This is a genomic window from Solidesulfovibrio carbinolicus (genome assembly GCF_004135975.1).
GTDB lineage: Bacteria > Desulfobacterota > Desulfovibrionia > Desulfovibrionales > Desulfovibrionaceae > Solidesulfovibrio > Solidesulfovibrio carbinolicus.
On the sequence record NZ_CP026538.1, the window covers coordinates 2,295,417 to 2,319,678 of the forward strand.

Sequence of the window (24,262 nt, forward strand, 5' to 3'; positions counted from 1 at the left end):
TTAGCCCCATTCATGGAGGATACTTTGCCGCAAATCGCGAAATTTTTTGGTGTGTTGGCGCTTCTGGCGAGCCTGGTTGCCCCGGCCGGAGCCGCTGAACTGGTGGATCGGGTTGTGGCTGTCGTCAACGGCAACCTCATCACCCTGTTTGACGTCAATACCCGCGTGGCGGACATGGTCAAGCAGACCCAGGGCGTGGCGCTTAGGCCCGATGATCCCCGCCTCGACGATCTGCGGCGACAAGTGCTGGAAAGCATGATCACTGATATGCTCATCGAAAGCGAGGCCAACAAGCTCAAGGTGACGGTTTCCGATACGGAAATCGATTCGCAAATCGAAGAGATCAAGAAAAAGAACAACCTTTCCCAGCAGCAATTCGTCACGGAACTGGCCAAGGAAGGCCTGACGCTCAAGCAGTTCCGCGACAAGATGCGCCTGGACAGCATCAAGAAGCGTCTGCTGGGCTTCATGGTGCATCGCAAGGTGCTTGTCACTGACGACGAGATCCGCGACTACTACGAGAAGAACAAGGGCAGCTTGTCCGCCGCCAAGTCCGTGCTCGGCCCCAAGGTTTCCGGAGGGCTCGGGTTTATCATGGTGCCCAACAAGAAGCAGGCCGAGGAATTGCGCGACAAGATCAATTCCGGCTCCATGTCCTTCGCTGATGCGGCCAAGAAATTTTCCATCGGGCCTGGCCGCGATCAGGGCGGCGATCTGGGCGACGTGCAGATCAAGGATCTGGCCCCGCCTCTGCGTAGCGCGTTGTCCGCCGTGCCTCCCGGACAGGTCAGCGAACCGGTCCTTCTCGACGGCAAAGCCGTGCTGCTCGTTCAGCGGACGGCCTCGGCCCCGGCGGAAAAGCCGGCTGCCCCAGCGGTAGCGGCCGGGTCGAATCCGTCCTATGAGGCGGCCAAGGAACAGATTCAGGAACTGCTCTACAAGCAGAAATTCGACAAACTCTTCCAGGAATACATCGACAATCTGCGGTCCAAAGCCGTCGTTGAAGTCAAGCTTTAGGGCTTGCGATGGTCCGCCGAGCGTCCTCCCGCTCCCGGCGTTACGGACTCTGAGGAGTTTTTTGTATGGATTTGCGAGAGATAGGGACGATGCTACGCGAGGAGCGGGAGCGGCAGGGACTCTCCCTCGAAACGGTGTCGGACAAGACCAAGATAACACGATCCTGTCTGGCGGCCATTGAGGAGGGTAACGACGGTTTGTTGCCCCATCCGGTGTACGCTAAGGGATTTATTAAGAATTACGCACGCTTGCTCGGCGTTGACCACGAGGAGTTCGCCGCGCGGCTGTCAACGGTCTATCAAGTCGAGGAACCGACGCCGTTTCGGGATATTTCCTTGGCAACCGACATTCCGGACGATGCCTGCGGCTGCTCCGTGCCTTCGCTGGCCCCCCGGCCGCCGGTCATGCTTTGGCTGGCCGGAGCCGGGGCCGTCATCGTTGTCCTGGCCCTGGGCTGGTATCTTTTCGCCCGGGTGTTCTCCGGTTCCGAATCGTCGGGCGAAGCCAAGCCGGCCGAAACGGCCGACGTTGCCCCGAGCAAGCCCATTGCCGCGCCCGTGTCCGAGCCCGCCGTGCCGACGCCGGCCCCGGTCCAACCCGCGCCGGCTGCGCCCGTGGCCGTGACTCCGACCGTGCCGCCGGCCGTGACGCCCACCGTTCCCCCGGCCGTGACGCCGGCTCCCGTCGAGACGCTCAAGCCCCAGTCGGAAACCGCCAAACTAGGCGCGCCCACGGCCGACGACAAGGCCACCCAGGACATCGCCGTCAGCGGGCCGACCGGTTCGGCTCCGGCCGTGCCCGCCGCCCCGGAGGCCGTACCCGCCGCCCCGGTCGCTCCGGTTGCGCCAACAGCCAAGAACTTCACCGTGGGTGAAACCGGACCCCATGTCGTGACCATCGCCGCCAATGAACGCTGCTGGCTCCAGGCCGGAGCCGACGGCGGGGCCATGCACGAGACCATGCTCGAAAAGGGCGACACCTTCACCGGCCGCTTCGCCGACAACATGCTCGTGCGCCTGGGCAACGCCGGCGCGGTGGAAATTCATTTCGACAACAAGCTCTACCCCCTCCAGGCCGGCAGGGGATCGGTCAAGACTCTCAAATTCGTGGCCAAGAAGACCGACCAGACGACTCCGGCCAATGGCCAGGGGCAGCCGGCCGTTGCGCCTCAGACAACGGTCCCGGCGACTGTCCCGCCAGCCGCCCAGCCGACTGCGGCGCTGCCGGTCGCTCCTCCCGCCGTCGCTCCTACGCCCGGTCCGGCCACCGAGAATGCTTCCGGAGACAAGGAAGTGGAGATCTACGGCCAGGACGGCAGCTGGGTCATCGTTAGTCCGGACAAGGGGCCGTCCAAGGAAATCTACGTGAAAAAGGGCCAACGCATCACCGTGCCTTTTGGCGAGAAGATTGAGATCAAGCTCGGCAATCCGAGCAGCGTGGTGTTTCGTTACAACGGCCAGGAAACGCCGGTGACCACCGAGAAAGGCGCGGTCAAGACCATCCGGTTTCCGCAATAGGGGAGCGTATGGTCACGACCGCCTGACTTTGGCGGCAGGCTGAAAGCGGCCTGGGTTCGTCCGAGAACACAGGCTGACGGGCGCTTGGCAAGGCGCTGTGGACGCTGGCCAGCGTTTGCAGCGCCTTGCCCGCGCCGCGACGGTCGGACCGGGACGGTATGGAGTATAGCGATCAGGTCCTCATACTGGCCGTCAAGCGGTTTCGGGAGATCGACGCCTGGGTGCGTCTGCTCTCGCCTACGCGGGGAGTCTATACGGCCTTTGCCTTCGGAGGCCTCAAAAGCCGCCGCCGGTTCCTGGGTTGCCTTGATCCGCTCAACCACGTCCAGTTCAAGGTGCGCCGCTCGGGCTATCGCGGCTACCGTTGCCTGGCCGAGGGCAAGCTGCTTGATGCCCCTCGGCAGTTGCGAAGCCATCCCCAACGCCTGGGCATGGCTGTTAACTGCTTGAAATTTTTTGAGGCCGCGCCGGTTGCCCCTGGAAGCTTCGCCGAGGCGTACGGCCTGATGCGCGCCATGCTCGCGACCCTGGACGCGGCCGAGGAACCCTCGCCGCTTTTTCCGCTCCTTTTTCGGGCGCGGATGACGTTTTTGCACGGCATGTTGCCGACGTGCGGCCAGTGCGCCGTCTGCGGCCAGCCCTTGGGCCAAGCTGGGGCGGTGTGCCACGTGGAAGAGGGGCGGGTGGCCTGTCCCGACTGCCGCGCGGCCGCTTCGGGCGGGGTGAACGCGCCCCTTGGCGGCGAGGCCCTGGCGCTTCTGGCTTCGGCCGTGGAGCAGGGGCCGGAGCAGTGGGCCGCTTGTCGGCCCCATCCGGCCGCCGGCCGGGAGTTTTCCCGGGCCGTGGATCTCCTGGTGCGCTACCACATGGGGCTGGCCTGGGAGCAAGGTGGATTCGTGCGAGCCTGATTCGGGGGGCGTGCGGCGTATTTCGTAGGCCCGGCCGGACTGTCGTTTTGCCTCGGTCCTGCTGGACCGGCCCAAGCAGCCGGTGAACGGATTTTATTTGGCCGGGAGGCTTTTTCGCGGGGCGCGGCGCGTGCGCCGGCCCGCCCCGTCGCCGCCGCTGCCCGGCCGGCGGCGAAACCTTGAAATCGGAGCGAGCATGTACTTTCAGGATGTCATTTTGACGCTGCAAAACTTCTGGGCCAAGTCCGGTTGCCTGGTGGTCCAGCCCTACGACAGCGAGGTCGGGGCCGGCACCTTCAATCCGCATACGTTTTTCCGGGTCATCGGTCCCGAACCCTGGAACGTCGCCTACGTGCAGCCCTCGCGCCGCCCCACCGACGGCCGCTACGGCGAAAATCCCAACCGCCTGCAGCACTATTACCAGTTCCAGGTGATCCTCAAGCCCTCGCCGGACAACATCCAGGACCTCTATTTGCAAAGCCTGGCCGCCCTGGGGCTGTCCGCCTCGGACCACGACGTGCGCTTCGTCGAGGACGACTGGGAATCCCCCACCCTGGGGGCCTGGGGCCTGGGCTGGGAAGTCTGGCTCGACGGCATGGAAGCCACCCAGTTCACCTACTTCCAGCAGGTGGGCGGCATCGACCTGTCGCCGGTTTCGGTGGAGATCACCTACGGCCTTGAGCGCATCACCATGTACCTGCAGCAAAAGGACTCGGTCTACGACCTGGATTGGAACGACCGGGTCACCTACGGCCAGGTGCACCAGCGCGGCGAATACGAACATTCGCGCTACAATTTCGAGGAATCCGACGCCGCCATGCTCCTGGCCCATTTCAATGCCTGCGAGAAAGAGTGCAAGCGGCTGTGTGAACTGGGCCTGCCCTGGCCGGCCTATGACTATTGCCTCAAGTGTTCCCACGCCTTCAACATGCTCGAAGCCCGGGGAGCCATCTCCATCACCGAGCGCACCGGCTACATCGGCCGGGTGCGGGCCCTGGCCTCGGCGCTGGCTCGGCTCTACGCCGCCCAGCGCAAGGAACTCGACTATCCCCTGCTCAACAAAGGCTAAAGGAACCACGCCATGTCCCATTTTCTGTTCGAGATCGGATTCGAGGAGATGCCGGCCCGGTTCCTGCCCGGGCTCGTCGATGAGGTGAAAAAGCTCTTTGCCGAGGGGCTGGCCCAGGCCAAGGTCGATTGCGGGACCATCGCCGCCTTTGCCACGCCCCGGCGTCTGGTGGTCAGCGTGCCCGACATGGCCGCCGCCGCCCGCCGGGAAGAGGAAGTCGTCAGCGGACCGCCCGAAAAAGTGGGTTTCGATGCCGCCGGCGTGCCCACCAAAGCCGCCGAGGGCTTTGCCAAGGGCCAGGGCCTGGACGTGTCCGCCGTCTTCGTCATGGAAACGCCCAAGGGCCGCTATCTGGCCCTGCGCAAGACCACCGGCGGCGAAGCCGCCATCGAACTCCTGCCGGCTCTGTGCCTGGAGGCGGTCAAAAAACTCTCCTTCCCCAAGCGCATGCGCTGGGGCAGCCGCGAGTTCGCCTTCGGCCGGCCGGTGCATTGGTTTTTGGCTCTTTTGGACGACGCCGTCGTGCCGTTCCAGTTCGACGACATCGCTTCGGGCCGCGTCACCTACGGCCAGCGCATCATGGGCCCCGGCCCCTTTGAGGTTCCTGCGGCGGCCGCCTATTTCGACATCATCCGCGACAAGGGCAAGGTCGTCCTCGACGCCCGGGAACGCGAAGGCATCGTGCGCTCCCAGGCCGAAGCCCTGGCCAAGGAAGCCGGCGGCACGGCCGTCATCAACCCGGCTCTTTTGGCCGAGGTCACGGGCCTCACCGAGCATCCGGTGGTATTGCTTGGCCGCTTCGACCCCAAATTTCTGGACGTTCCCCGCGAAGTGCTCATCACCAGCATGGAGAGCCATCAGAAGAGCTTTGCCGTGGAAGACGGCAAGGGCGGGCTGCTGCCGGTTTTCCTCACAACCCTGGGCCTTGTGCCGGGCAATGTGGAGCTCGTGCGCCGGGGCTGGCAGCGGGTGTTGACCGCCCGCCTCGAAGATGCCCGGTTCTTCTGGGAGGCCGACCTGTCGGCCAGCCTGGAAACCTGGCAGAAAAAGCTGGAAAGCGTGGTCTTCCTGGCCGGCCTTGGCTCCATGCGCGAAAAGGGCAAGCGGCTGGAACGGTTGTGCGGGCTTATCGCCGAACAGGCCGGCAAGCCCGAGATCATGCTGGAATCCTCCCAGGCCGGCGGCGTGGCCAAGGTCGATCTCGTCTCGGACATGGTGGGCGAATTCGCCGAGCTCCAAGGAATCATGGGCGGCATTTACAGCCGTCGAAAAGGCCAGTCCAAGACCGTCTCCCGGGCCGTGGCCGAGCAGTATCTGCCGGCCGGACCGGACAGCCCCGTGCCGGCGACTCTGGCCGGCGCCATCCTGTCCATCGCCGACAAGGCCGACACCCTGGCCGGCTGCTTCGGCCTGGACATGGCCCCGACGGGCGCGGCCGACCCCTACGCCCTGCGCCGGGCGGCCCTGGGCATCTGCCGCGTGGTCATTGAGCACGGCTTGCGCCTGGACCTCATGGAACTCCTGCAGGGAGCCATCGACGGCTATGGCGAGGTGAAGTTCAAGGTGGACCGCACCCATGTCCTGGCCAAGCTCCTCGACTTCTTCGGCCAGCGCCTCAAGGCCTACTTCACCGGCCAGGGCTACGACACCCTGGTGGTGGAAGCGGCCCTGGGCGCGTCCTACAACGACATCGCCGCGCTGTCGGCCCGTCTGGCCGCCCTGGCCGGATTCGCCGCCAAGCCGGACTTCGATCAGGCCGTGCTGACCTTCAAACGGGCGGCCAACATCATTCGCAAGCAGGGCGTCGGGGCCGGCGTGCCCCTGACCGGCGTGGTCAAGGCGGCGCTTCTGGAAGAACAGGCCGAGAAGAATCTGGCGGCGGTGTGCCAGGACGTCTTCCCGCGTTTTGACGCCCTCTTTGATGCCGGTGACTACGGCGCGGTGCTGGAGCTCTTGTACGAGCTGCGGCCGTCGGTTGACGCCTTCTTCGACAACGTCATGGTCATGTGCGACGACATGGATATGCGGCTTAACCGCCTCAATCTGCTCAAGTCGCTGGTTGACCGTCTGGGCCGGGTAGCGGATTTCGCCGCCCTGCAAGTGTAACTTTCGCATAAACTGCTTGACAGGTTTGGCGCATTGGGCTAGCTAACCCTGCTTCAGCGAACACTTCACGGAGGAACGATCCTTGGCCAACCATAAATCCGCCATCAAACGGCATCGTCAAAGCCTTTTGGCCCGGGCTCGCAACCGGGCGGTCAAGACCCGCGTGCGTAACGTCATCAAGGCCGTGCGCGCCGCCCTGGTCGGCGGGGACGCCGCTGCCGCCGAAACCGCCCTGCTGACCGCCACCAAGGTGCTCGACAAGGCCGCCACCAAAAAGATCATTCACTGGAAGACTGCCGCCCGCAACATCTCGCGGCTGTCCACGGCCGTCAACAAGGCCAAGTCGGCCTAGTCTTCCGGTTTACTGGTGTTTTTCCAAAGCCCGCCGCGAGGTTTCGCGGCGGGCTTTTGGCGTTTGGCGGCGGATTGTTGCGGGCTTGGCGGCTGCGGCTGCTGCGGCGGTTTGGCGGGCTGAGCGGGACGGCCCTGAGGCTTTTGCCGGGGTGAATTTCGGCTGGCGCTTGCGCCTTGGCCGGGGCAGAGTCGGGCGACGCACCCGAAAGGAGCAGGGCATGGGCAAATGGTTTGGAACGATGGTGTTGGCGTTGCTGTTTACAGCGCTCGGCGGGGCCGTTGCCTTGGCCGGGCCGCCCGTTTCCGCTGTTTCGGCCAGTTCCGACGCGGACAAGCCGGCGGCCGGCCGGCCCCATCCGGCCGCGACCGAGGCGGAAAAAACCCTGGACAAGCTGCTGCGGCTTTCGGAGAAGCGCGCCGGGCTGGTGGACGCGCTGCTTGGCCGCCCCGGCGGCGGCAAGGGCGACGCCGCCTTGGCGCGCGAACTGACCACCGCCCGGCTGCGCCATGATCTGGCCGAGCTGGAACGCAAAGCCGTTCGCGACAACTGCAAGGGGCGCTATATTCCGGGCGAGCTCTGCGGCCTGGACTACAATCCCCTCACCTGCGCCCAGGACGAGTCCGACGCGCCCTACAGCTACCGCACCACGGCCGCAACCCCCGACCGGGCGGACATTGTTTATTCCTGGCCGGGCGCGGCTAACCCCTCGGCAAGCTTCATCATGGTGCGCGAGGGCGAAGCCTGGAAGCTCGACGCGGTGCGGTGTCTGCCGTGACCGGGGGAAGTGGACAGCCCCGGCGGCTGCTTGTCGCGGCGGATATTTACGGCGTCACCCCGGCGCTTCATGCCTTGGCGACCAACCTTGGAGGCCAGGCCGAATTGCTTTCTCCCTGGGAAGGCGAGGGCAGTCCCTATGCCACGGAACAGGCTTCCCACGCCGCCTTCGTGGCCGGGCCGGGGTTGGAGGCCTATGCCGAGCGGATTGCCCTGGCGGCGGCCGGGGAGCCGGTTACGTTGGTGGGGTTCAGCGTCGGGGCCACGGCAGGGTGGCTTTATGCAGCCGGGCAGCAGTGCCATCCCGAGAGCCGGCTGGTTCTTTTCTATGGCTCACGCATTCGCAATTATCTGGATTTGCGGCCGCGCTGTCGGGTGGAGGCTATCTTCGCCGAACGCGAGGCGGCTTTTGAACCTTGCGCCGTGGCGGCGGCCATCGTCTCGGATATGGTGCGAACCGAGGTCGTGGCAGGCGCGGCCCATGGGTTCATGAACGCGCTTTCGCCGGGGTATGATGCAACATTGATGCAGCAGCATATTGCCGCAGTGCGAGCGCAATATACGATCCTTGGCTAACCCCATCAGTGGGGGCGGGGGGATAATCCCCCCGGTCGCCGGAGGCATCCGCCTTTGCACTAGGGCGCGATCCGCAGCCGCGCCTTCCCGTCTTCCAACTCCGTCACCCGCCCGATGACCGCCGCCAGATCGCCGCCTGCTTCGAGCATCTCCCGCGCCGCTGCGACTTTTTCCGCCGGCACGGCCAGCACCAGTCCGCCCGAGGTCTGGGCGTCGAACACCAGATCGCAGCGGATGGGGTCCAGGGCCGAAGCCCACGCCACATCCTTGGCGCAATGCCGCTTGTTGGCGAAGCTGCCGGCCGGCAACATGCCGTAGCCGGCCAGTTCCACGGCCTCGGGCAAAAACGGGATGGACGCCAGCGAAAGTTCCACCGCGACCTGGGAAGCCGCCGCCATCTCCAGCACATGGCCGCCCAGGCCAAAGCCGGTGACGTCGGTGGCTGCCCGCAGGCCCAGTTCCCGGATGACCCGGCCGCCGGCGGCGTTGAGGCGGCCGGCCCACTTCCCCAGAAGCGCTTCCAGGGCCGCCTTGTCGCCGAAATCACCCTTGAGGGCCGTGGCCAAGACGCCGGTCCCCAGCGGTTTGGTGAGCAGCAGCACGTCGCCGGGCACAAGCCCGGTGTTCGAGGCAAAAGCGTCGGCCTCGACCAGCCCGGAGACGGACAGCCCGTATTTGATCTCGTCGTCCTCGACGCTGTGCCCCCCGGCCGGCACGGCGCCGGCTTCCAGCACCGCTTCCAGCCCGCCGCGCAAAATCTCGCCCAGAATGGCCGTGTCCATGGTCTTGGCCGGAAAACACACGATGTTCATGGCGGCCAGCGGCACGCCGCCCATGGCGTAGACGTCGGACAGGGCGTTGACCGCCGCGATGCGGCCAAAAAGAAACGGGTCGTTGACGATGGGCGTGAAGAAATCCACCGTCTGCACCAGCCCCCGGCCGTCGGGAAGCCGCACGACAGCGGCGTCCTCGTTGACTCCCTGGCCGGTGAGCAGACGCGGATCGGATATGTGGGGAAGCCCCCGCAAGACGGCCTCCAGGTCCCCTGGGGCGATCTTGGCCGCTCAGCCGGCGGCTTTGACGGTCTTGACCAGTTCGATGCTCATGGGGTCTCCGTGTCGATGGCCCGGGAAAGATCATGCGCCAGGGCCTCGGCGTCAAGGCCGTATCGGGCGCAAAGAGCGGGCAGGGTTTCAAAAAGGGCCTCGCACAGGATGCAGCAGCCGGCCTTGGCGTCGTAGCGGCGAAACACGGCCTCGGCGGCCGGATGGGCGGCCACCAGATCAAGGACGGTGGTCGTGGCCGGATCGAAGCTCATGCGCCGGCCTCGGCTCCGCTTTGCACCGCCCACATGCCGGCGTAGACCCCGCCGGCAGCCAGCAGCGCCTCGTGGTCGCCGCGCTCCACCACGCAGCCGTCGACAACGACCAGGATCAGGTCGCACTGGCGCACCGTGGACAGGCGATGGGCCACGGCCAGGGTGAGGCGGCCCTGCCGCAAGGCAAGGAGATTTTGCTGAATGAGCGCCTCGGTGCGGGTGTCCACGGCCGAGGTGGCTTCGTCGAGGAGCAGGATGGCCGGATCGCGCAGGATGGCCCGGGCCAGGGACACGCGCTGGCGTTCGCCGCCGGAAAGCTTCATGCCGCGCTCGCCGATGACCGTGTCGTAGCCTTCGGGCAGGTTCATGATGCGCTCGTCTATGCCGGCCATGGCGGCGGCCCGGCGCACGGCGGCCAGATCGGCGGCCGGATCGCCCAGCAGGATGTTTTCCGCCGCCGTGCCGTGAAAGAGAAACGCGTCCTGGGACACGTAGCCCAGCCGGCCGCGATAGCTGGCCAGGGTCAGGCCGGACAGGGGCGCGCCGTTGACGGTGATCTGGCCGCTGGTCGGTTCGTAGTAGCGCAGCAGCAGCTTGACCAGGGTGGATTTGCCGGCGCCGGTGGGGCCGACCACGCCCACCGACTGGCCAAGGCTGACGGCAAAGCTCACGCCGTGGATGACCGGTTCGCGGCCGGGATAGGCGAAGCGGACGTTGTCGAAGCGGATCTCCTCGGGGCGCGCCGTCAAGGGCACGGCGTCCGGCCGGTCGGCCACCCGGGGTTCGGTGGCCAAAAGTTCGGCGATGCGCGCGGCGGCGGCTTCCGAACGCTGAATCTGGTTGATGAGCATGCCAAAGACAAACAGCGGCAGCACCAACCGGGCGGCGAACAGCGTAAACGTGGTATAGTCGCCGACGGTCGGACCGGAACCCGAGGCCACCAGCCAGCCGCCGCCGGCAAAGACCGCCGCGAAGGACACGCCGGCCACGGCGTACAGCGCCGGCAGAAACTTGGCCCGCTCACCCTCGGCGGCCACGGCCTCGTCGCGGTAGGCGGCCGAACGGGCGGCCACGGCGGCATGGAGCCGGTCCTCGGCGGTGTAGGCCTGGATGACGCCCATGCCGGAAATGTTGTTTTCGAGCATCCCGGCGATGGCCCCCACCGCTTTGCGGGCGGCCCGGTAGCGCGGCTGCACCCGGGTGACGAACCGGCGCACGGCAAAGACGGCCAGGGGCAGGGGGGCAAAAAGCAGCAAGGCCAGCCGCCATTCCAGGAAGAAGAGATAGCCGTAGATGCCCAGAAACGTGACCACCACCCGGATGATGGAGGTGCTGGCGTCGGTGAGAAAGCTCTCCAGGGTGTCCACGTCGCCGACCACCACGGACATGATGTCGCCGGTTTGGCGATCCTCGAAATAGGCCGGGTCCAGGGTCTGGAGCCGGCCGTACAGGGCCAGGCGCAGGTCGTGGCGCACCTTCTGGGCAATGGCGGCCAGGGCATAGTCCGAGCCGCTCTGGAAGATGGCCAGGAAAATAAAGGCCAATAGCACGGCCAGACCGTAGAGGGCGTAGGTTTTGGCGTCGGTTGTGCCCGAGGTGGCGGCGTCGATGACCTTGCCGGCCAGGGCCAGGGGGAGCAGGTCGCAGGCCCGGGCCAGGACGTTGAGGCCAAGCCCTAGGCCCAGACCGGCGCGGTAGGGGGCGAGGAAGCGGTAGAGCGTCCAGACGTGGCGGCCGAAAAAGGGGCTTTGGCCCGGTGTGGATGTGGGTGTCGTCATACGGCAAGCAGCAGGGCGGCGTAGGCCACGGCTCCCAGGCCAAAGGCCGGGGCGTTACCGGAACCGTCCAGGGGCAGTTCGTCCTTCATGGTGTTCATGACCACGCCGCCGGCCAGAAAGGCGAAAAGCAGAGCCAGCACGGCTTCGTGGACCTGGACAAGCGCGCCCAGGCCCCAGCCGGCCAGCACCGCGCCGGCCAGGACCTTGCGGCCCAGATGGCGGTAGCTGTCGGTGAAGTGGCGGCGCAGGCCATAGTCGTTGGCGGCCATGTGCAGGGCCATGGCCACGGCGTAGGTGGTCAGGCTCAAGGGGCCGGGCACGACCCGGTTGACCAGCAGATAGCCGATCAGGAAATTGTACAGGGCAAAGGAAGCCAGATGCAGGCGGAAAACGCCCTGGGAGGGGTCGAGCCGTGGGCCGTCGCGGCCGCCCCGGGCCAAAAGGGCCGCCCGCTCCAGGGCGTAGAAAACCAGCAGCCCGGCCAGGGCGATGAGAAAGACGTGGCGGTCCAAGAGCCCCACCCAGGCCCAGCCGGTCCGGGCGACTGTTTCCTGGCCGGCGCAGAGGTCAGGAAACACGTGGACGAAGACGTAGGCCACGGCCGCGCCGCCGGCGGCCGAAAGCCAGGGGCTTCGCGGCACGGACAGGATGGGCGAGAGCAGGCGCACGTAAAGATGGAGCAGGGCCAGCGTCAAGGCGGCGGCAAAGCTTAGGCCGATCATGCCGCTCCGTCCTGACGGACGGCGGCGGCGGCCCGGCGCAGCAGCGCTTCCTCGTCGCGCCAGGCATCCTTGTCGGCGTCCTTGACCAGCCGGCTGGCCCGGGAAAGTTCGTCCGCGGAGAGCGCGATGCCCAGTTCCGTGTAGCGCAGGGCCAGGGCGGCCTTGCCGGACAGGGGCGAGAGCGGCAGGCGGATGCCCTCGGCCCCGACCAGTTCCGGCCGAAAGGGCAGGTAGGTGTCGGGGTGCTTGAGCAGGCCGTCCTGGTGGACCCCGGCGGCGGTGGCAAAGACGTTGGCCCCGGTCACGGCCTTGTTTGGCGGCAAGGTGAAGCCGGCACGCTCGGCCACCAGCCGGCACAGGGCCGTGAGCCTGGTCGTGTTCACGCCTGTCGTGCGGCGGTACTGGCCGGGATGCAGTGTCAGAGCCATGACCGTCTCTTCCAGGGCGGCGTTGCCGGCCCGTTCGCCGATGCCGCCCACGGTCAGGTGGACGATGTCCGCTCCGGCGGCGATGGCGGCCAGGGTGTTGGCCGTGGCCAGTCCAAGATCGTTGTGGAAATGCGCCCGCACCTTGACGCCGCGCGGATGGGCTAGGCTAACGAGCATGGCGATGCGGCGGCGCGCGGTTTCGGGCGTCAGCACGCCCACGGTGTCGGGAAAGCCGATGGCTGTGGCCCCGGCGTCCATGGCGGCGGCATACGCCTCGCGCAAAAACGCCGGCTCGGTGCGGCTGCCGTCCTCGCAGCCAAAGGTGACCCGGGCAAAACGCTGGCGGGCGTAGGCCACGGACGAGGCGATCATGGCCAGACACTGGGCCTTGGTCTTGCCGAGTTTGTGGCGGCGGTGCAGGGGACTGGTGGCCAGGAACACGCCGACCCCGCGCCGCTCGGCGGGCGCGTCGCCCAGGGCTTGCCAGGCGGCGTCGACGTCGGCGCCAACGGCCCGGCAAAGGGCCATGATAAGCGGTCGCGTGGTGGCGGCGGCCACCTGCCGTACGGCCTCGATCTCGCCGGCCCCGCCGGCCGGAAAACCGGCCTCGATGACGTCCACCCCGGCCGCTTCCAGGGCCTGGGCGATGGCGACCTTGTCGTTGATGGAAAAATGCACGCCGGGCATCTGCGCGCCGTCGCGCAGGGTGGTGTCGGAAATGATGAGGGGAGAGGGTGAAACCGGAGCGGCCATACGCTTGGACATGCGCTCTTGTGCGCCGTTTTTCCGTCAAAGGCAACGTCCCGGCGGCAGGCACGCCACGAGTGGACGGAGGGGATCGTCGCGATGGTATTGCCGAATCGCACGGGCCTTGGGACTTGGGCATGGAACGATTTGACGCAGGACAGGGCACAGGATAGCTTTTCCAAAGTCCGCCTTTCCCGGGGACGATACCAATGCTTGACGGAGGGGAACATGGCGACAATCGGCGTACTGCTGTCCGGTTGCGGCGTCCTGGACGGCTCGGAGATCCACGAGGCCACCCTGACCCTGCTCTACTTGAACAAGGCCGGGGCCAAGGTCGTGTGCCTGGCGCCGGAAATGACCGTTGAGGCCATGGACCATGGAGCCAAAAAGCCCATGGGCGAGAGGCGCAACGTCCGCGTCGAGGCCGCCCGCATCGCCCGGGGGCCGGTTGCCGACGCGGCCACGGCAAGCGTTGCCGACCTTGATGCCTTGATCCTGCCGGGCGGCTTTGGCGCGGCGAAAAACCTGTGTGATTTCGCTGAGAAGGGCGGCATTGGCACGGTTTTTCCGTCGGTCGCGGCGCTCATCAAGGCCATGCATGCGGCCAAAAAGCCCATTGGCGCCATCTGCATCGCCCCGGCCGTGCTGGCCCTGGCGTTGGGCGAGCACCATCCCCGGCTGACCATCGGCAACGATCCCGGCACGGCCCAAGCCGTCGAGGCGGCCGGCGGCGTCCATGTGGCTTGCCCGGTGGACGGTATCGTGGTGGACGAGACCAACCGGCTGGTGACGACCCCGGCCTACATGCTGGGGCCGGGCATCGCCGACATCGCCCTTGGCATCGAAAAACTGGTTGCCGCCGTGCTGGAGATGGCTGAAAATCGCCAGCCCCTCGACCTGTAGGGGCTTGGGTGAGGCCCAGAGGATTGGGCGGCTTTTGGGCCGCTGCAAGTGTTTCCGTTTTGGCGCAATGAGTGGTGCATGACTGTTTTACAAGGGTACAAATCAGTCCCCCCCGAGGGCGGCGTCCAGGGACGGGCGCGGCGGCGGCTTTTCATCAATGCCGATGATTTCGGCCTCACCGACGGCGTGACGGCCGGCATCGCCGAGGCCTTGGCCGCCGGCGTGGTGGGCGGAACCACGGCTATGGTTTGCCCGGACGGAGCCGTGGAGCGTATTCGGCGCTGGGGTCAGGCGTTTGCCGGCCGGGTAGGGCTGCATCTCCAGCTCACCGGCAGCGCGCCCTGCCTGCCGCCCGGGGAGTTGCCGACCCTGGTCGGGGCCGACGGCCGGTTTCCGCGCAAAAAGGTGGCCGTGGTGGACGTCAACCCCGATGAAGTCCGACGGGAGTGGCGGGCGCAGTACCAGCGCTTTCTCGAAACAGGACTCGTCCCCAGCCACCTCGACGCCCACCACCACATCCACAAGCGGCCCGAGGTCTTCGGGGTGTTCGTGGAGCTGGCCCGGGAATGGGGGCTGCCGGCCAGGGCCCTGTCCGACGACATGCGCCGGGCCATGGACGCGGCCGGCGTGGTCCATGCCGACGTGTGTGTCACGCGCTTTTTCGGCGAGGAGCTGACCACGCCCAAGCTTCTGTCCCTGGTTGACGCGGCCTTTGCCGCCCTTGGCGGCCAGGGCGTGGTGGAAATCATGTGCCATCCCGGCAAAAGCGACGCCACCCTGGCCGCCATCAGCACTTACGCCGACGCCCGGGAGGAAGAACTGGCCGTCCTGGCCGAACCCGGACTGGCCAAGGCCCTGGCTGGGCTTGGGGTGACGGTCATCGGGCCGTATGGACTTGACCCCACGGCGTTTGGCGCAAACGCCCAAGACTAAGGAACACGCCATGCCGCAAAAGTTGCTGTTGTCCATGCGCAAGTTCGTGGCCCCGGAGTTTGTTTTCGGTCGCGGCGGGCTGGCCTTGGCCGGACGACAGGCGGCCGGGCTCGGGGTGCGCCGGGCGCTTTTGGTGGCCGATCCCGGACTTTTCCCCTTTGGCTGGCCCCAGCGCGTCCAGGAAAGTCTGGACGAGGCCGGCGTGGCCACGGTCCTTTTCAGCGACCTGAGCAGCAACCCGCGTGACCACGAGGTCATGGACGGGGCGGCCATCTTCGCCGAGACCGGCTGCGACGCCATTGTGGCCGTGGGCGGCGGCTCGGCCATGGACTGCGGCAAGGCCATCGGCATCGTTTCGGCCAACAAGCGCCACGTGCTCGAATTCGAGGGCATCGACAACGTCGAGCGCCCGGGGCCGCCGCTTTTGTGCGTGCCGACCACGGCCGGCACCGGAGCCGAGGTGTCCCAGTTCGCCATCATCACCGACACCAAAAGTCGCCGCAAGGTGGTCATCGCCAGCAAAACGCTCATTCCCGACGCGGCGCTTATTGATCCCGACATCACCGTGACCATGCCGCCGGACCTGACCGCTCACACCGGCCTCGACGCCTTGACCCACGCCGTGGAGGCCTATGTGTCGAGCGCCAGCGGCCCGGTCACCGATCTTTTCGCCCTGGAGGCGGCCCGATTGGTCGCCGCCGCCCTGCCGGCCGCCCTGGCCGACCCCGGCGACATCGAGGCCCGAGGCTCCATGCTCCTGGCCAGCCTCTACGCCGGTCTGGCCTTTTCCAACGCCATCCTCGGCGCTGTCCATGCCCTGTCCCACAGCCTGGGGGGCCTGCTTGACCTGCCCCATGGCCTGTGCAACGCGATTTTGCTTGACCACGTCATCGCCTACAACTACGACTCCGCCCCGGAGCGCTTCGACGCCCTGGGTCAGGCCCTGGGCGCGGTCATGGAGCCGGGCGCTTCCCAGGACAGCCGGCGCGCGGCTGTGGTCCAGGCCTTTTCCGATTTCAAGCGCCGCCTGGGCGTGACTCAGGGACTGGCCGAACTGGGCATCTCCCCGGCGGTTTTCGCCGATCTGGCGGGGCGCGCCCTGGATGATCCCTGTATGCTTACCAACCCCAGAAAGCCCACCCTGGCCGAACTCGAAGCCGTCTATGCCAGCGCCAGCCGATCCCTCGCCTAGGGCCGACGAACGCCTCACCCGGTTGCTCGGGTTTGGCGAACATTCGGTCAGCAAGAGCTATTACCCCGAGCTGCGCCGCCGCCTGGAGGAGCTTGAGCGCTTCCGTTCGCTTTTGGACCAGACCGGCGACGCCATTTTTCTCGTGGATGTGGCCACCGGGCGCATCGCCGACGCGGCCGGCGCGGCCGGGGCCATGTTGCGGCAGGAGCGGGGCGATCTGCGGGGACTGCCCTTTGAGCATTTTCTGCCCCCGGACGCCGTGCTGCGGCTGAGGGGGCTTTTTTCCGGCGATTTCGCCGCCGGGCGCGTAGAGACGAGCCTGTCGCGTCCGGGCGATGAGGCCGGCGGCAGCCTGCCTGTGGAGATGACCTTCCGCCTGGCCCAGGGCGAGGCCGGAACCGTGGCCGTCATCGTGGCCCGCGACGTCACCGAGCGCAAGAAAAACGAAGAGGCCCTGCGCCGGGCCGAGGAACGCTACCGGGGCATCGTGGAAAACGCTGCCGAAGGCATTTTCCAGAGCACGCTGGCCGGCCGGCTCATGAATTCCAACCCGGCCCTGGCCGCGATTCTGGGCTATGCCCATCCCGATGAACTGCTGCGCCACGTCAAAAGCGTGGTGGACGAGGTGGTGGCCGCTCCCGAGGACCGCCACCGCATCCGCTCCGAGCTGGAACGCTATGATGAGGTGAAGAATCTTGAGGTGCAGCTCATCACCAAATCCGGCGCACGGATATGGGGCTTGATAAACGCCCGCCGCATCCGGGGCGAGGAGGGCACGCCCGAACGCTTCGACGGCTCGGTCCAGGACATCACCATCCGCAAGCAGGCCGAGCAGACGCTTATCCGCTACCACGACGAGCTGGAACAGCGCGTGGCCGAGCGCACCGCCGAACTCACTCGCATCAACGAGCGCCTCGTCCACGAAGTGACCATCCGCAAGCGCGCCGAGGAAGCGGCCGAAGCCGCCAACCGGGCCAAGTCCGATTTTCTGTCCATGGTCTCCCACGAGATCCGCACGCCCTTGACCTCGGTCCTCGGCTTTGCCGTGCTCATTAAAAAACGCCTGGCCAGGCTTTTGCCCGCCTCGGTTGTGGATACGCCCAAAAAGCGCCTCCAGGCCGAGCAGATTCAGGACAACCTCGATATCATCGTGGCCGAGGGCGAGCGGCTTAAGCACCTCATCAACGACGTGCTCGATTTGGCCAAGCTTGAAGCCGGCAAGATGGCCTTCAAGTCCGAACCCGTGGACCCGGCCGAAGTGGTGCGCCACGTCATGAACGCCTCGGCCGGGCTGTTGCACAATTCCCAAGTCGTCTTGGACACCCGCATCGAGGGCCGTCTGCCCCAGGTTCGGGGCGACCGCGACCGGCTGATTCAGGTGCTGGTCAACCTCGTCTCCAACGCCATCAAGTTCACCGATCACGGCTATGTCGCCTGCCGGGCTCGGGCCCAGGGCAACACCATCGTCATCGAGGTCAGCGATACTGGCATCGGCATTCCGGAATCCGAACAAGGCAAGGTGTTTGAGAAGTTCAACCAGATCGGCGGCACGCTGACCAACAAGCCCAAGGGCACGGGACTGGGGTTGACCATCTGCAAACATATCGTCGAGTCACACGGCGGTCGCATTTTTTTTGTATCCAAGCCCGGAGCCGGCAGCACCTTCACCTTTACTCTGCCGATTGCCTAAGTCCGCCTGTTGCGGTATGTCCCCGTCCCCCGGCGGCGTGGCCGCCGCCCGCCGCAAACGCCCTTGAAGGATTCCTGCATGAAAAACGTCGCCAGAAACGAAGCCCTGCGCAATATCGCCATCATCGCCCACGTCGACCACGGCAAGACCACGCTTGTGGATCACATGTTCCGCCAAAGCGGCCTGTTTCGCCAGAACCAGGAAGTTACGGACCGCATCATGGACAGCATGGATCTCGAGCGTGAGCGCGGCATCACCATTGCCGCCAAAAACTGCGCCGTGATCTGGAACGGCGTGAAGATCAACATCATCGACACCCCCGGCCACGCCGATTTCGGCGGCGAAGTGGAACGGGCGCTGTCCATGGTTGACGGCGCGGTGCTTCTGGTGGACGCTTCCGAAGGCCCGCTGCCCCAGACCCGCTTCGTGCTCAAAAAGACCCTGGACCGGGGACTGCCCGTCATTGTCGCGGTCAACAAGATCGACCGCAAGGACGCCCGGGTCGAGGAAGTCTTGAACGAAATTTATGACCTCTTTATCGACCTCGACGCCTCCGAGGAACAGCTCGAATTTCCGGTCCTGTACGCCATCGGCCGCGAAGGCGTCGCCAAGCGTGAGCTCGAAGGCGAAGGCGCCGACCTGTCGCCGCTGTTCGAGACCATCCTGGCCGAGATCCCGGCTCCGTCCCATGACCCGAGCGAGCCTTACCGGATGCTCGTCTCCGACCTCGGCTATTCCGAATTCCTGGGCCGGCTGGCCGTGGGGCGCGTGGTTTCGGGCACGGCCCGCATCAACCAGACCCTGGTTCGCATCGACGAGGAGGGTGTGGTCAAGCCCCTTCGCGTCACCAAACTGCAAGTCTACGAAGGCCCCAAGCTTACCGAGACCGAGGCGGCCGAACCCGGCGACATCCTGGTCATTTCCGGCGTTGACGAGGTAACCATCGGCGACACCATCACCGTGGCCGACGCGCCCAAGGCCCTGCCGCGCATCAACGTGGACGAGCCCACCGTGTCCATGCGCTTTGCCATCAACACCTCGCCCTTTGTCGGACGCGAGGGCAAGTTCGTGCAGTCGGCCAAGCTGCGCGAGCGCCTTTACAAAGAGACCCTGCGCAACGTGGCCATCAAGGTCGAGGAGACCGAGGACAAGGACGCCTTCACCGTCAAGGGCCGGGGCGAATTCCAGATGGCCATCATTGTCGAGACCATGCGCCGCGAAGGCTTCGAACTGTCCGTGGGACGCCCCGAAGTCATCTACAAAACCGAAGGCGGCGTGCGCAAGGAACCGGTCGAGCACCTGTTCATCGACTGCGACGAGGCCTTTGTCGGCGTGGTCACCGAAAAGCTCTCCATCCGCAAGGGCCGGATGCTCAATCTGGTCAACCATGGCTCGGGCCGGGTGCGCCTGGAGTTTTCCATCCCGTCCCGGGGCCTTATCGGCTACCGCGACGAGTTTTTGACCGACACCAAGGGCACCGGCATCATGAACTCCATCTTCCTGGGCTACGAGGAACACCGGGGCGACTTCCCCAGCCGGTTTACCGGTTCCATCGTCTGCGACCGGGAAGGCGTTGGCGTGCCCTATGCCCTGTTTAACCTCGAACCGCGCGGCCGGCTGTTCATCACCCCGGGCGAGCCGGTCTACGAGGGCATGATCGTTGGCGAGCACAACCGCGACAACGACATCAACGTCAATCCCTGCAAGGAAAAAAAGCTCACCAACATGCGCGCCTCGGGCAAGGATGAAAACGTCATCCTTTCCCCCGTGCTGCCCATGACCCTGGAACGCGCCCTGCACTTCGTGCGCGAGGACGAGATGGTGGAAGTCACGCCGCTGTCGATCCGCCTGCGCAAGAGCGTGCTGCCCGCCAAGGACCGCCACGTCCTCGACGGCGCCAAGAAGAAAGACAAGTAAGAGAGAGACTGGAAGAGAGGAGAAGAGGCCTTGGCGGCCGGGGGCCTGAGGCCCCGGACCCCCCACCTGGGAAAAGGGTTAAGGGGGGCGTCTTGGCTGCAGCAGTCGGTGGAATGTCCCCGACGCCCTCGAAAAGGGGCGATGGAGATATTTGATGCGAGATATCGGGACGGCTTCTCCCGGGCAAGCGCCCGGCGGGAAGCCGTCTTTTTTGGCGTCGTGGAGGAGGGGGGCGCGATTGCCAGCCCGCGCGCCTTCGGGCATGAGGGTGGCATGAACACGTTGCAGTCCATGCCCGGCCCCCTCGGCATCGCCGTGCGCTATCTCGGCGTCGTGGTCCTGCTCGCCGCCTACGGCGGCCAGGTCTGACCCTTCATTGAGGCCGTGCCCCCCGTGAGCCTGGGGGCCATGCTCAGCCTTGCCTTTGCCGTAGCCTTGTTGGCCCGGGGGCTTGTCCTGCGCCGTCTGGTCCTGTCCGCGCCGGCTGGGGAGCAGCCTGTGCGCCAGTTCACCCTGGAAATGGGCGCGTGCCTGCTGGGCGGACTGCTGACGGGTTTGGGCGTGGAAGCCTCCACGGGCTTTTCCCTGGCCCCGGGCTGGAAGCTTGTGCTGGGGGCCATGACCGCCGGGTTTTACCTTGGCTTGGAAGGGGCGCTTTTGCGCCAGCGCGAGGTCGTCTTGCGGGCCAGGGAGTCCGGCTACGATCCTGTCTGGCGGCCCATGCGCCTGCGCAGCTTGTCGCGGCGCTTCTTGACCGTCGCCGCGGCGGCGACGGCGCTGCTCTTGGGCGTCTTCGGCCTCATCTGGGCCGGCGACGTGGACTGGCTGTCCACCCTTGATCGCGATCCGGACGTGCTGGCCCAGGCCCGGTCCTCGGTCATCGTGGAAATCGCCTTTGTCATGGCCGTGCTGCTGCTTGGTGCGGCGAGGCTGATCCTGCTCTACGCCGGCAACCTGAAGCTGCTTTTCAACACCATCACCGAAGGCCTGGCCCGGGTACGCCAGGGCGATCTGTCCGTGCGCTTGCCCCTGGCCACCTCCGACGAGTTTGGCCTTATCGCCGCCGAGGCCAATTCCATGATTGAGGGTCTTTCCCACCGCCTGGTCCTGCTCGACGCCCTCAAGGTGGCCGAGGACGTGCAGCGAAACCTGTTGCCGGCCGCGCCGCCGGACATCCCGGGCCTGGATATCGCGGCACTGAGCGACTACTGCGACGAGACCGGCGGCGACTATTACGACTTCATTGAAACCGGACCGGGCCGCACGGCCATTGTCGTGGCCGACGTGGCCGGCCACGGCGTGGGGCCGGCGCTGCTCATGGCCTCGGCCCGGGCCACGGTGCGCATGGCCGCCGCCATGTATCCCGATCCCGGTTCGGTGGTCAGCGCCGTCAATTCCCGGGTGGCCGAGGACGTGTACGGCACCGGCCGTTTTTTGACGCTGTTTTACCTGGAGATCGACGTGGCCGCCCGGATGCTGCGCTGGGTGCGGGCCGGGCATGACCCGGCCTTTGTGGTGCGCCCGGGCGATGTGGAGTCCACGTTCCTTGGCGGCGGCGGGCCGCCCCTTGGCGTGGTGGAGGGGTATCGCTACGTGGCCGAGTCCTGCCCCTGGCCGCCCGGCGGACTGGTGTTTATCGGCACCGACGGCATCTGGGAAACCACCGGCGAAGGCGAGGACATGTTCGGCAAGCGTCGGCTCGTCGATCTGCTGCGCAAACATCTCGGCCGGCCCACGGCCCAGGTGCTTGAGGCCGTGCGCCACGACCTGGAGGCCTTCAGCCACGACAAGCCCCGGGAGGACGACATCACCATGGCGGCGGTCGCGTTTCCCTGAGGCCCTCCCGGTAGGCGCCTTGCCCGGCTTCCGGCCATGGGCTATGAAGCCCAGGACGCACCATGAAAACCCACATCATCGACGTCGCCATCAATGTCTACGGCAAACCGGCCCAGACCGCTCTGGCCCTGGTATCCCTGCTGGCCCACAGCGGCCGGTTCATTGACCGTATCTACTTCAATGAAGAACCGGACGGCCTCAACGCGGTTTTTGCCCATGACAAACTGCTGGCCGCCTTGGGGGACCGGGTGGTGTGCCACCGGCCGTCCTTCATGAACTGGCGCTATGCCGTGGACGAAGCCCGTCTGGGTGACCCGGCTTATCGCCACGCCCTGCGCTACCAGTACGCCTTCGAGCACTCCGACAAGCGGTATCTGCTCATCATCCACAATGACTGCGAGTTCACCGGCGACGTGGTCGGCTTGCTCCTCGGCGCGCTGGGCGCTCACAGCGGCGCAGGGGAGATCGGCCAGTGCTGGCTGTGTCCGGCGGCCATGCTCGGACGCTGCGGCCCGGGGCGTTACCGTGACTATCGCCCGGATTTCGCCGAACTGGCCGCTCTCTACGACGCCATCGATCCTGCCGTTTATCGCCGCATGTATCTGCAGGAACCGACCGATGCCCTCCGAAATCGGCCCTGGCCACTGCCGGAATGCCGGCTTAACGAATTTTGTTGCCTGTTGCGCCTGGACCGGGTTCGGCCCGATACCTGTCCGCAGGGTTCGGCCCGGCCTTTCGGCGCGTATGTGGACGTCGGCAACCCCTATACCGGCAACGGCATCCTCGACATCGGCGTGGCCTGGTTCGGCGACATGGTCCATTTGGGCCATTCCTTCGTCCAAGTGCCGCTGGCTTCCTGCGTGCGCCACGAAGGCGGCCACAAGTCCCTTTTCGCACCGGACGATTACGTGAAACGCGAAGAACAGGCGATTGCCGTCCTGCGCGACAAATACGGCGCGTCCTGACGCGCCTGGGAGCCGCCATGGCGCTTTTTACCGTTACCGATGCCTGCACAGGCTGCGGCCTGTGCGTGGCCGCCTGTCCGGCCAGTCTGGTGCGCCAGGCCAAACCCGGCGACGCCCCCCATGCCCTGCCGGGCCGCGAAGCCCACTGCATTCGCTGCGGCCACTGCGTCATTGCCTGCTCCAAGCGGGCCTTTGTCCATGCCTTGCTGCCGGCCGAGGCCTTCGAACCCATCCGGCGCAAGGACCTGCCCACGCCGGCCGCCTTGAGCCACCTGCTCATGGCCCGGCGCTCCTGCCGGACCTACGCCCAGGAAACGCTTTTCCGCCAGGCCATTCTGGGGCTTATCGAATCCGTGCGCCATGCGCCCACCGGCCACAACATGCGCGAGGTCGGCTGGGTGGTGGTGGACGGCCCCGAGCGCATGGACGCGGCCCGGACGCTCGTCCTGGATTGGATCGCCGCCGAGGTGGCGGCGGACACCCCCAAGGCCGCCGAACTGCATCTGGCCGGCGCGGCCCGGGCCGCCGCCCGGGGCAAGGACGTCATCTTTCGCGGCGCGCCCCATGTCGTCGTGGCCCATGCACCGGCCATTGGCATCAGCCCCGAGGTGGACGCGGTCATCGCCGCCTCGTGGCTGGAGATCGCGGCGGCCGCCGCCGGCTACGCCGCCTGCTGGTGCGGCTACCTGATGTTCGCCCTGGCCAGCCATCCGCCGGTGGGGCAGGCCCTGGGCATCCCGGCCGGCAGCACGGGCTACGCCGCGCTGCTCCTGGGCAAGCCCGCCACCCGGGTCAAGTGGATACCGCCTCGCGACGTGCCGGAAGTTATATTCTTCTGAGATATGGTATAGGCTTTTTTGTTGACGGCGCTTCGTCTCTGTGGTCTCTGCTGAAAATGACAGCAGACACGAGAGCGGCGAGGTGGCTGTGACATGACGGATATCCAAGCCTATCTGGTCGTCGTTTTGGCCGTAGCGGCGCTAGGCATCTCCATTTGCAGCTATCTCGCCAGGAACAAAGGAAACTCAGGCAATAGGCCGCAAGTCTGGCGCAATGCCGTCCTTTCCTGGTCCTCTGGCGTGTTGGATGAAATGGAGACCGTGCTGCATATTTTCAAGCAATTGAAATATGGCGTGTCCTTTGATGACATCATGGATGAAGTCGTTGTGTCTAAGAGCAATATCAGAGTATTGCTGGATTACGGCGCGCTGCTGATCGCTAATGGGCCTGATGCTGTGGACAAAGATGCGGTGACGAGAGGGGAAAGAAAGGATGCCTTGAAGGTTATTGCTGAGGTGCACGCCAGACTATGCCGTGTTACGGAATCAAGCTGCCGCCTGGATGTGGAAGAAAGCATCCTGTATGTCGCGCAGTGTCGGAAAAAATTTGTTGATGAAATCCGGTCGAACATTGCGGTGGCGAACACGGACGACTGCGTGCTTGCAACATCCCAAAACAATTAGTTTTATGTCTGCCTATTCTCGCCTGACGCCCCGGCCGAGGGGATCGGC

22 protein-coding genes are annotated in these 24,262 nt (G+C 65.9%); 17 read left to right on the forward strand and 5 right to left on the reverse strand.

The window, feature by feature from the left end; genetic code table 11:
* Nucleotides 1-24: 24 nt before the first annotated feature.
* From C3Y92_RS10170 to C3Y92_RS10205, 8 genes are all read left to right on the forward strand, one after another.
* Complete coding sequence (locus C3Y92_RS10170; protein WP_129352200.1) at nucleotides 25-1,017, forward strand: SurA N-terminal domain-containing protein; 993 nt, start codon at nucleotides 25-27, stop codon at nucleotides 1,015-1,017.
* 65 nt (nucleotides 1,018-1,082) lie between these two features.
* Entirely contained in the window at nucleotides 1,083-2,534 is a 1,452-nt protein-coding gene (locus tag C3Y92_RS10175; RefSeq protein WP_129352202.1) for a RodZ domain-containing protein, read from the forward strand.
* Between the two features lie 158 nt (nucleotides 2,535-2,692).
* Nucleotides 2,693-3,442: a DNA repair protein RecO gene (gene recO / locus C3Y92_RS10180; protein WP_129352204.1), complete on the forward strand. Its 750-nt coding sequence runs from the start codon at nucleotides 2,693-2,695 to the stop codon at nucleotides 3,440-3,442.
* Between the two features lie 196 nt (nucleotides 3,443-3,638).
* Entirely contained in the window at nucleotides 3,639-4,511 is an 873-nt protein-coding gene (locus C3Y92_RS10185) for a glycine--tRNA ligase subunit alpha (RefSeq protein WP_129352206.1), read from the forward strand.
* A 12-nt stretch (nucleotides 4,512-4,523) separates the two neighbouring features.
* Nucleotides 4,524-6,617 (forward strand): glycine--tRNA ligase subunit beta, encoded by a 2,094-nt coding sequence (glyS, locus tag C3Y92_RS10190; protein WP_129352208.1) that lies wholly within the window; start codon nucleotides 4,524-4,526, stop codon nucleotides 6,615-6,617.
* Between the two features lie 82 nt (nucleotides 6,618-6,699).
* Nucleotides 6,700-6,969 carry a 30S ribosomal protein S20 gene (gene rpsT, locus C3Y92_RS10195; protein ID WP_129352210.1) on the forward strand — a complete coding sequence of 90 codons (270 nt, stop codon included), beginning with the start codon at nucleotides 6,700-6,702 and terminating at the stop codon, nucleotides 6,967-6,969.
* A gap of 220 nt (nucleotides 6,970-7,189) precedes the next feature.
* Entirely contained in the window at nucleotides 7,190-7,747 is a 558-nt protein-coding gene (locus C3Y92_RS10200; RefSeq protein WP_129352212.1) for a hypothetical protein, read from the forward strand.
* A gap of 74 nt (nucleotides 7,748-7,821) precedes the next feature.
* Nucleotides 7,822-8,322, forward strand: coding sequence for a dienelactone hydrolase family protein (locus C3Y92_RS10205; protein ID WP_235669450.1), 501 nt, complete (start codon nucleotides 7,822-7,824; stop codon nucleotides 8,320-8,322).
* A 59-nt stretch (nucleotides 8,323-8,381) separates the two neighbouring features.
* On the opposite strand, the gene selD is transcribed toward C3Y92_RS10205, so the two are convergent.
* Genes selD through C3Y92_RS10230 form a run of 5 tightly spaced genes read right to left on the reverse strand, consistent with a single transcriptional unit; the run spans nucleotide 8,382 to nucleotide 13,333 of the window.
* Nucleotides 8,382-9,428 (reverse strand): selenide, water dikinase SelD, encoded by a 1,047-nt coding sequence (gene selD / locus C3Y92_RS10210; protein ID WP_129352214.1) that lies wholly within the window; start codon nucleotides 9,426-9,428, stop codon nucleotides 8,382-8,384.
* Nucleotides 9,425-9,640 (reverse strand): hypothetical protein, encoded by a 216-nt coding sequence (locus C3Y92_RS10215; protein WP_129352216.1) that lies wholly within the window; start codon nucleotides 9,638-9,640, stop codon nucleotides 9,425-9,427. The genes selD and C3Y92_RS10215 overlap by 4 nt, the downstream gene beginning before the upstream one ends.
* Entirely contained in the window at nucleotides 9,637-11,418 is a 1,782-nt protein-coding gene (locus C3Y92_RS10220; protein ID WP_129352218.1) for an ABC transporter ATP-binding protein, read from the reverse strand. Before C3Y92_RS10220 ends, C3Y92_RS10215 begins: the two co-directional genes overlap by 4 nt.
* Entirely contained in the window at nucleotides 11,415-12,140 is a 726-nt protein-coding gene (locus C3Y92_RS10225) for a hypothetical protein (RefSeq protein ID WP_129352220.1), read from the reverse strand. Before C3Y92_RS10225 ends, C3Y92_RS10220 begins: the two co-directional genes overlap by 4 nt.
* On the reverse strand, nucleotides 12,137-13,333 hold the full coding sequence (locus C3Y92_RS10230; protein WP_129352222.1) for a LeuA family protein: 1,197 nt from the start codon (nucleotides 13,331-13,333) through the stop codon (nucleotides 12,137-12,139). Before C3Y92_RS10230 ends, C3Y92_RS10225 begins: the two co-directional genes overlap by 4 nt.
* A 210-nt stretch (nucleotides 13,334-13,543) precedes the next feature.
* Here C3Y92_RS10230 and elbB point away from each other — a divergent pair, with 210 nt between their 5' ends.
* The 9 genes from elbB (at nucleotide 13,544) to C3Y92_RS10275 (ending at nucleotide 24,214) form a co-directional block, all read left to right on the forward strand.
* Nucleotides 13,544-14,218 (forward strand): isoprenoid biosynthesis glyoxalase ElbB, encoded by a 675-nt coding sequence (gene elbB / locus C3Y92_RS10235; protein ID WP_129352224.1) that lies wholly within the window; start codon nucleotides 13,544-13,546, stop codon nucleotides 14,216-14,218.
* A gap of 78 nt (nucleotides 14,219-14,296) precedes the next feature.
* Nucleotides 14,297-15,151: a carbohydrate deacetylase gene (locus C3Y92_RS10240; RefSeq protein WP_129352226.1), complete on the forward strand. Its 855-nt coding sequence runs from the start codon at nucleotides 14,297-14,299 to the stop codon at nucleotides 15,149-15,151.
* Between the two features lie 10 nt (nucleotides 15,152-15,161).
* On the forward strand, nucleotides 15,162-16,343 hold the full coding sequence (gene ercA, locus C3Y92_RS10245; protein WP_129352228.1) for an alcohol dehydrogenase-like regulatory protein ErcA: 1,182 nt from the start codon (nucleotides 15,162-15,164) through the stop codon (nucleotides 16,341-16,343).
* A complete protein-coding gene (locus C3Y92_RS10250) occupies nucleotides 16,315-18,033 on the forward strand; it encodes a sensor histidine kinase (RefSeq protein ID WP_129352230.1) in 1,719 nt (572 codons plus the stop codon). The genes ercA and C3Y92_RS10250 overlap by 29 nt, the downstream gene beginning before the upstream one ends.
* A gap of 78 nt (nucleotides 18,034-18,111) precedes the next feature.
* Entirely contained in the window at nucleotides 18,112-19,950 is a 1,839-nt protein-coding gene (gene typA, locus C3Y92_RS10255) for a translational GTPase TypA (protein ID WP_129352232.1), read from the forward strand.
* Between the two features lie 375 nt (nucleotides 19,951-20,325).
* Nucleotides 20,326-21,786 (forward strand): PP2C family protein-serine/threonine phosphatase, encoded by a 1,461-nt coding sequence (locus C3Y92_RS10260; RefSeq protein ID WP_328591080.1) that lies wholly within the window; start codon nucleotides 20,326-20,328, stop codon nucleotides 21,784-21,786.
* Nucleotides 21,787-21,848: 62 nt separating this feature from the next.
* Complete coding sequence (locus C3Y92_RS10265; RefSeq protein ID WP_129352236.1) at nucleotides 21,849-22,751, forward strand: hypothetical protein; 903 nt, start codon at nucleotides 21,849-21,851, stop codon at nucleotides 22,749-22,751.
* A gap of 17 nt (nucleotides 22,752-22,768) precedes the next feature.
* Complete coding sequence (locus C3Y92_RS10270) at nucleotides 22,769-23,590, forward strand: nitroreductase family protein (RefSeq protein ID WP_129352238.1); 822 nt, start codon at nucleotides 22,769-22,771, stop codon at nucleotides 23,588-23,590.
* A 93-nt stretch (nucleotides 23,591-23,683) separates the two neighbouring features.
* Nucleotides 23,684-24,214 (forward strand): hypothetical protein, encoded by a 531-nt coding sequence (locus tag C3Y92_RS10275; RefSeq protein WP_129352240.1) that lies wholly within the window; start codon nucleotides 23,684-23,686, stop codon nucleotides 24,212-24,214.
* Nucleotides 24,215-24,262 lie beyond the last annotated feature (48 nt).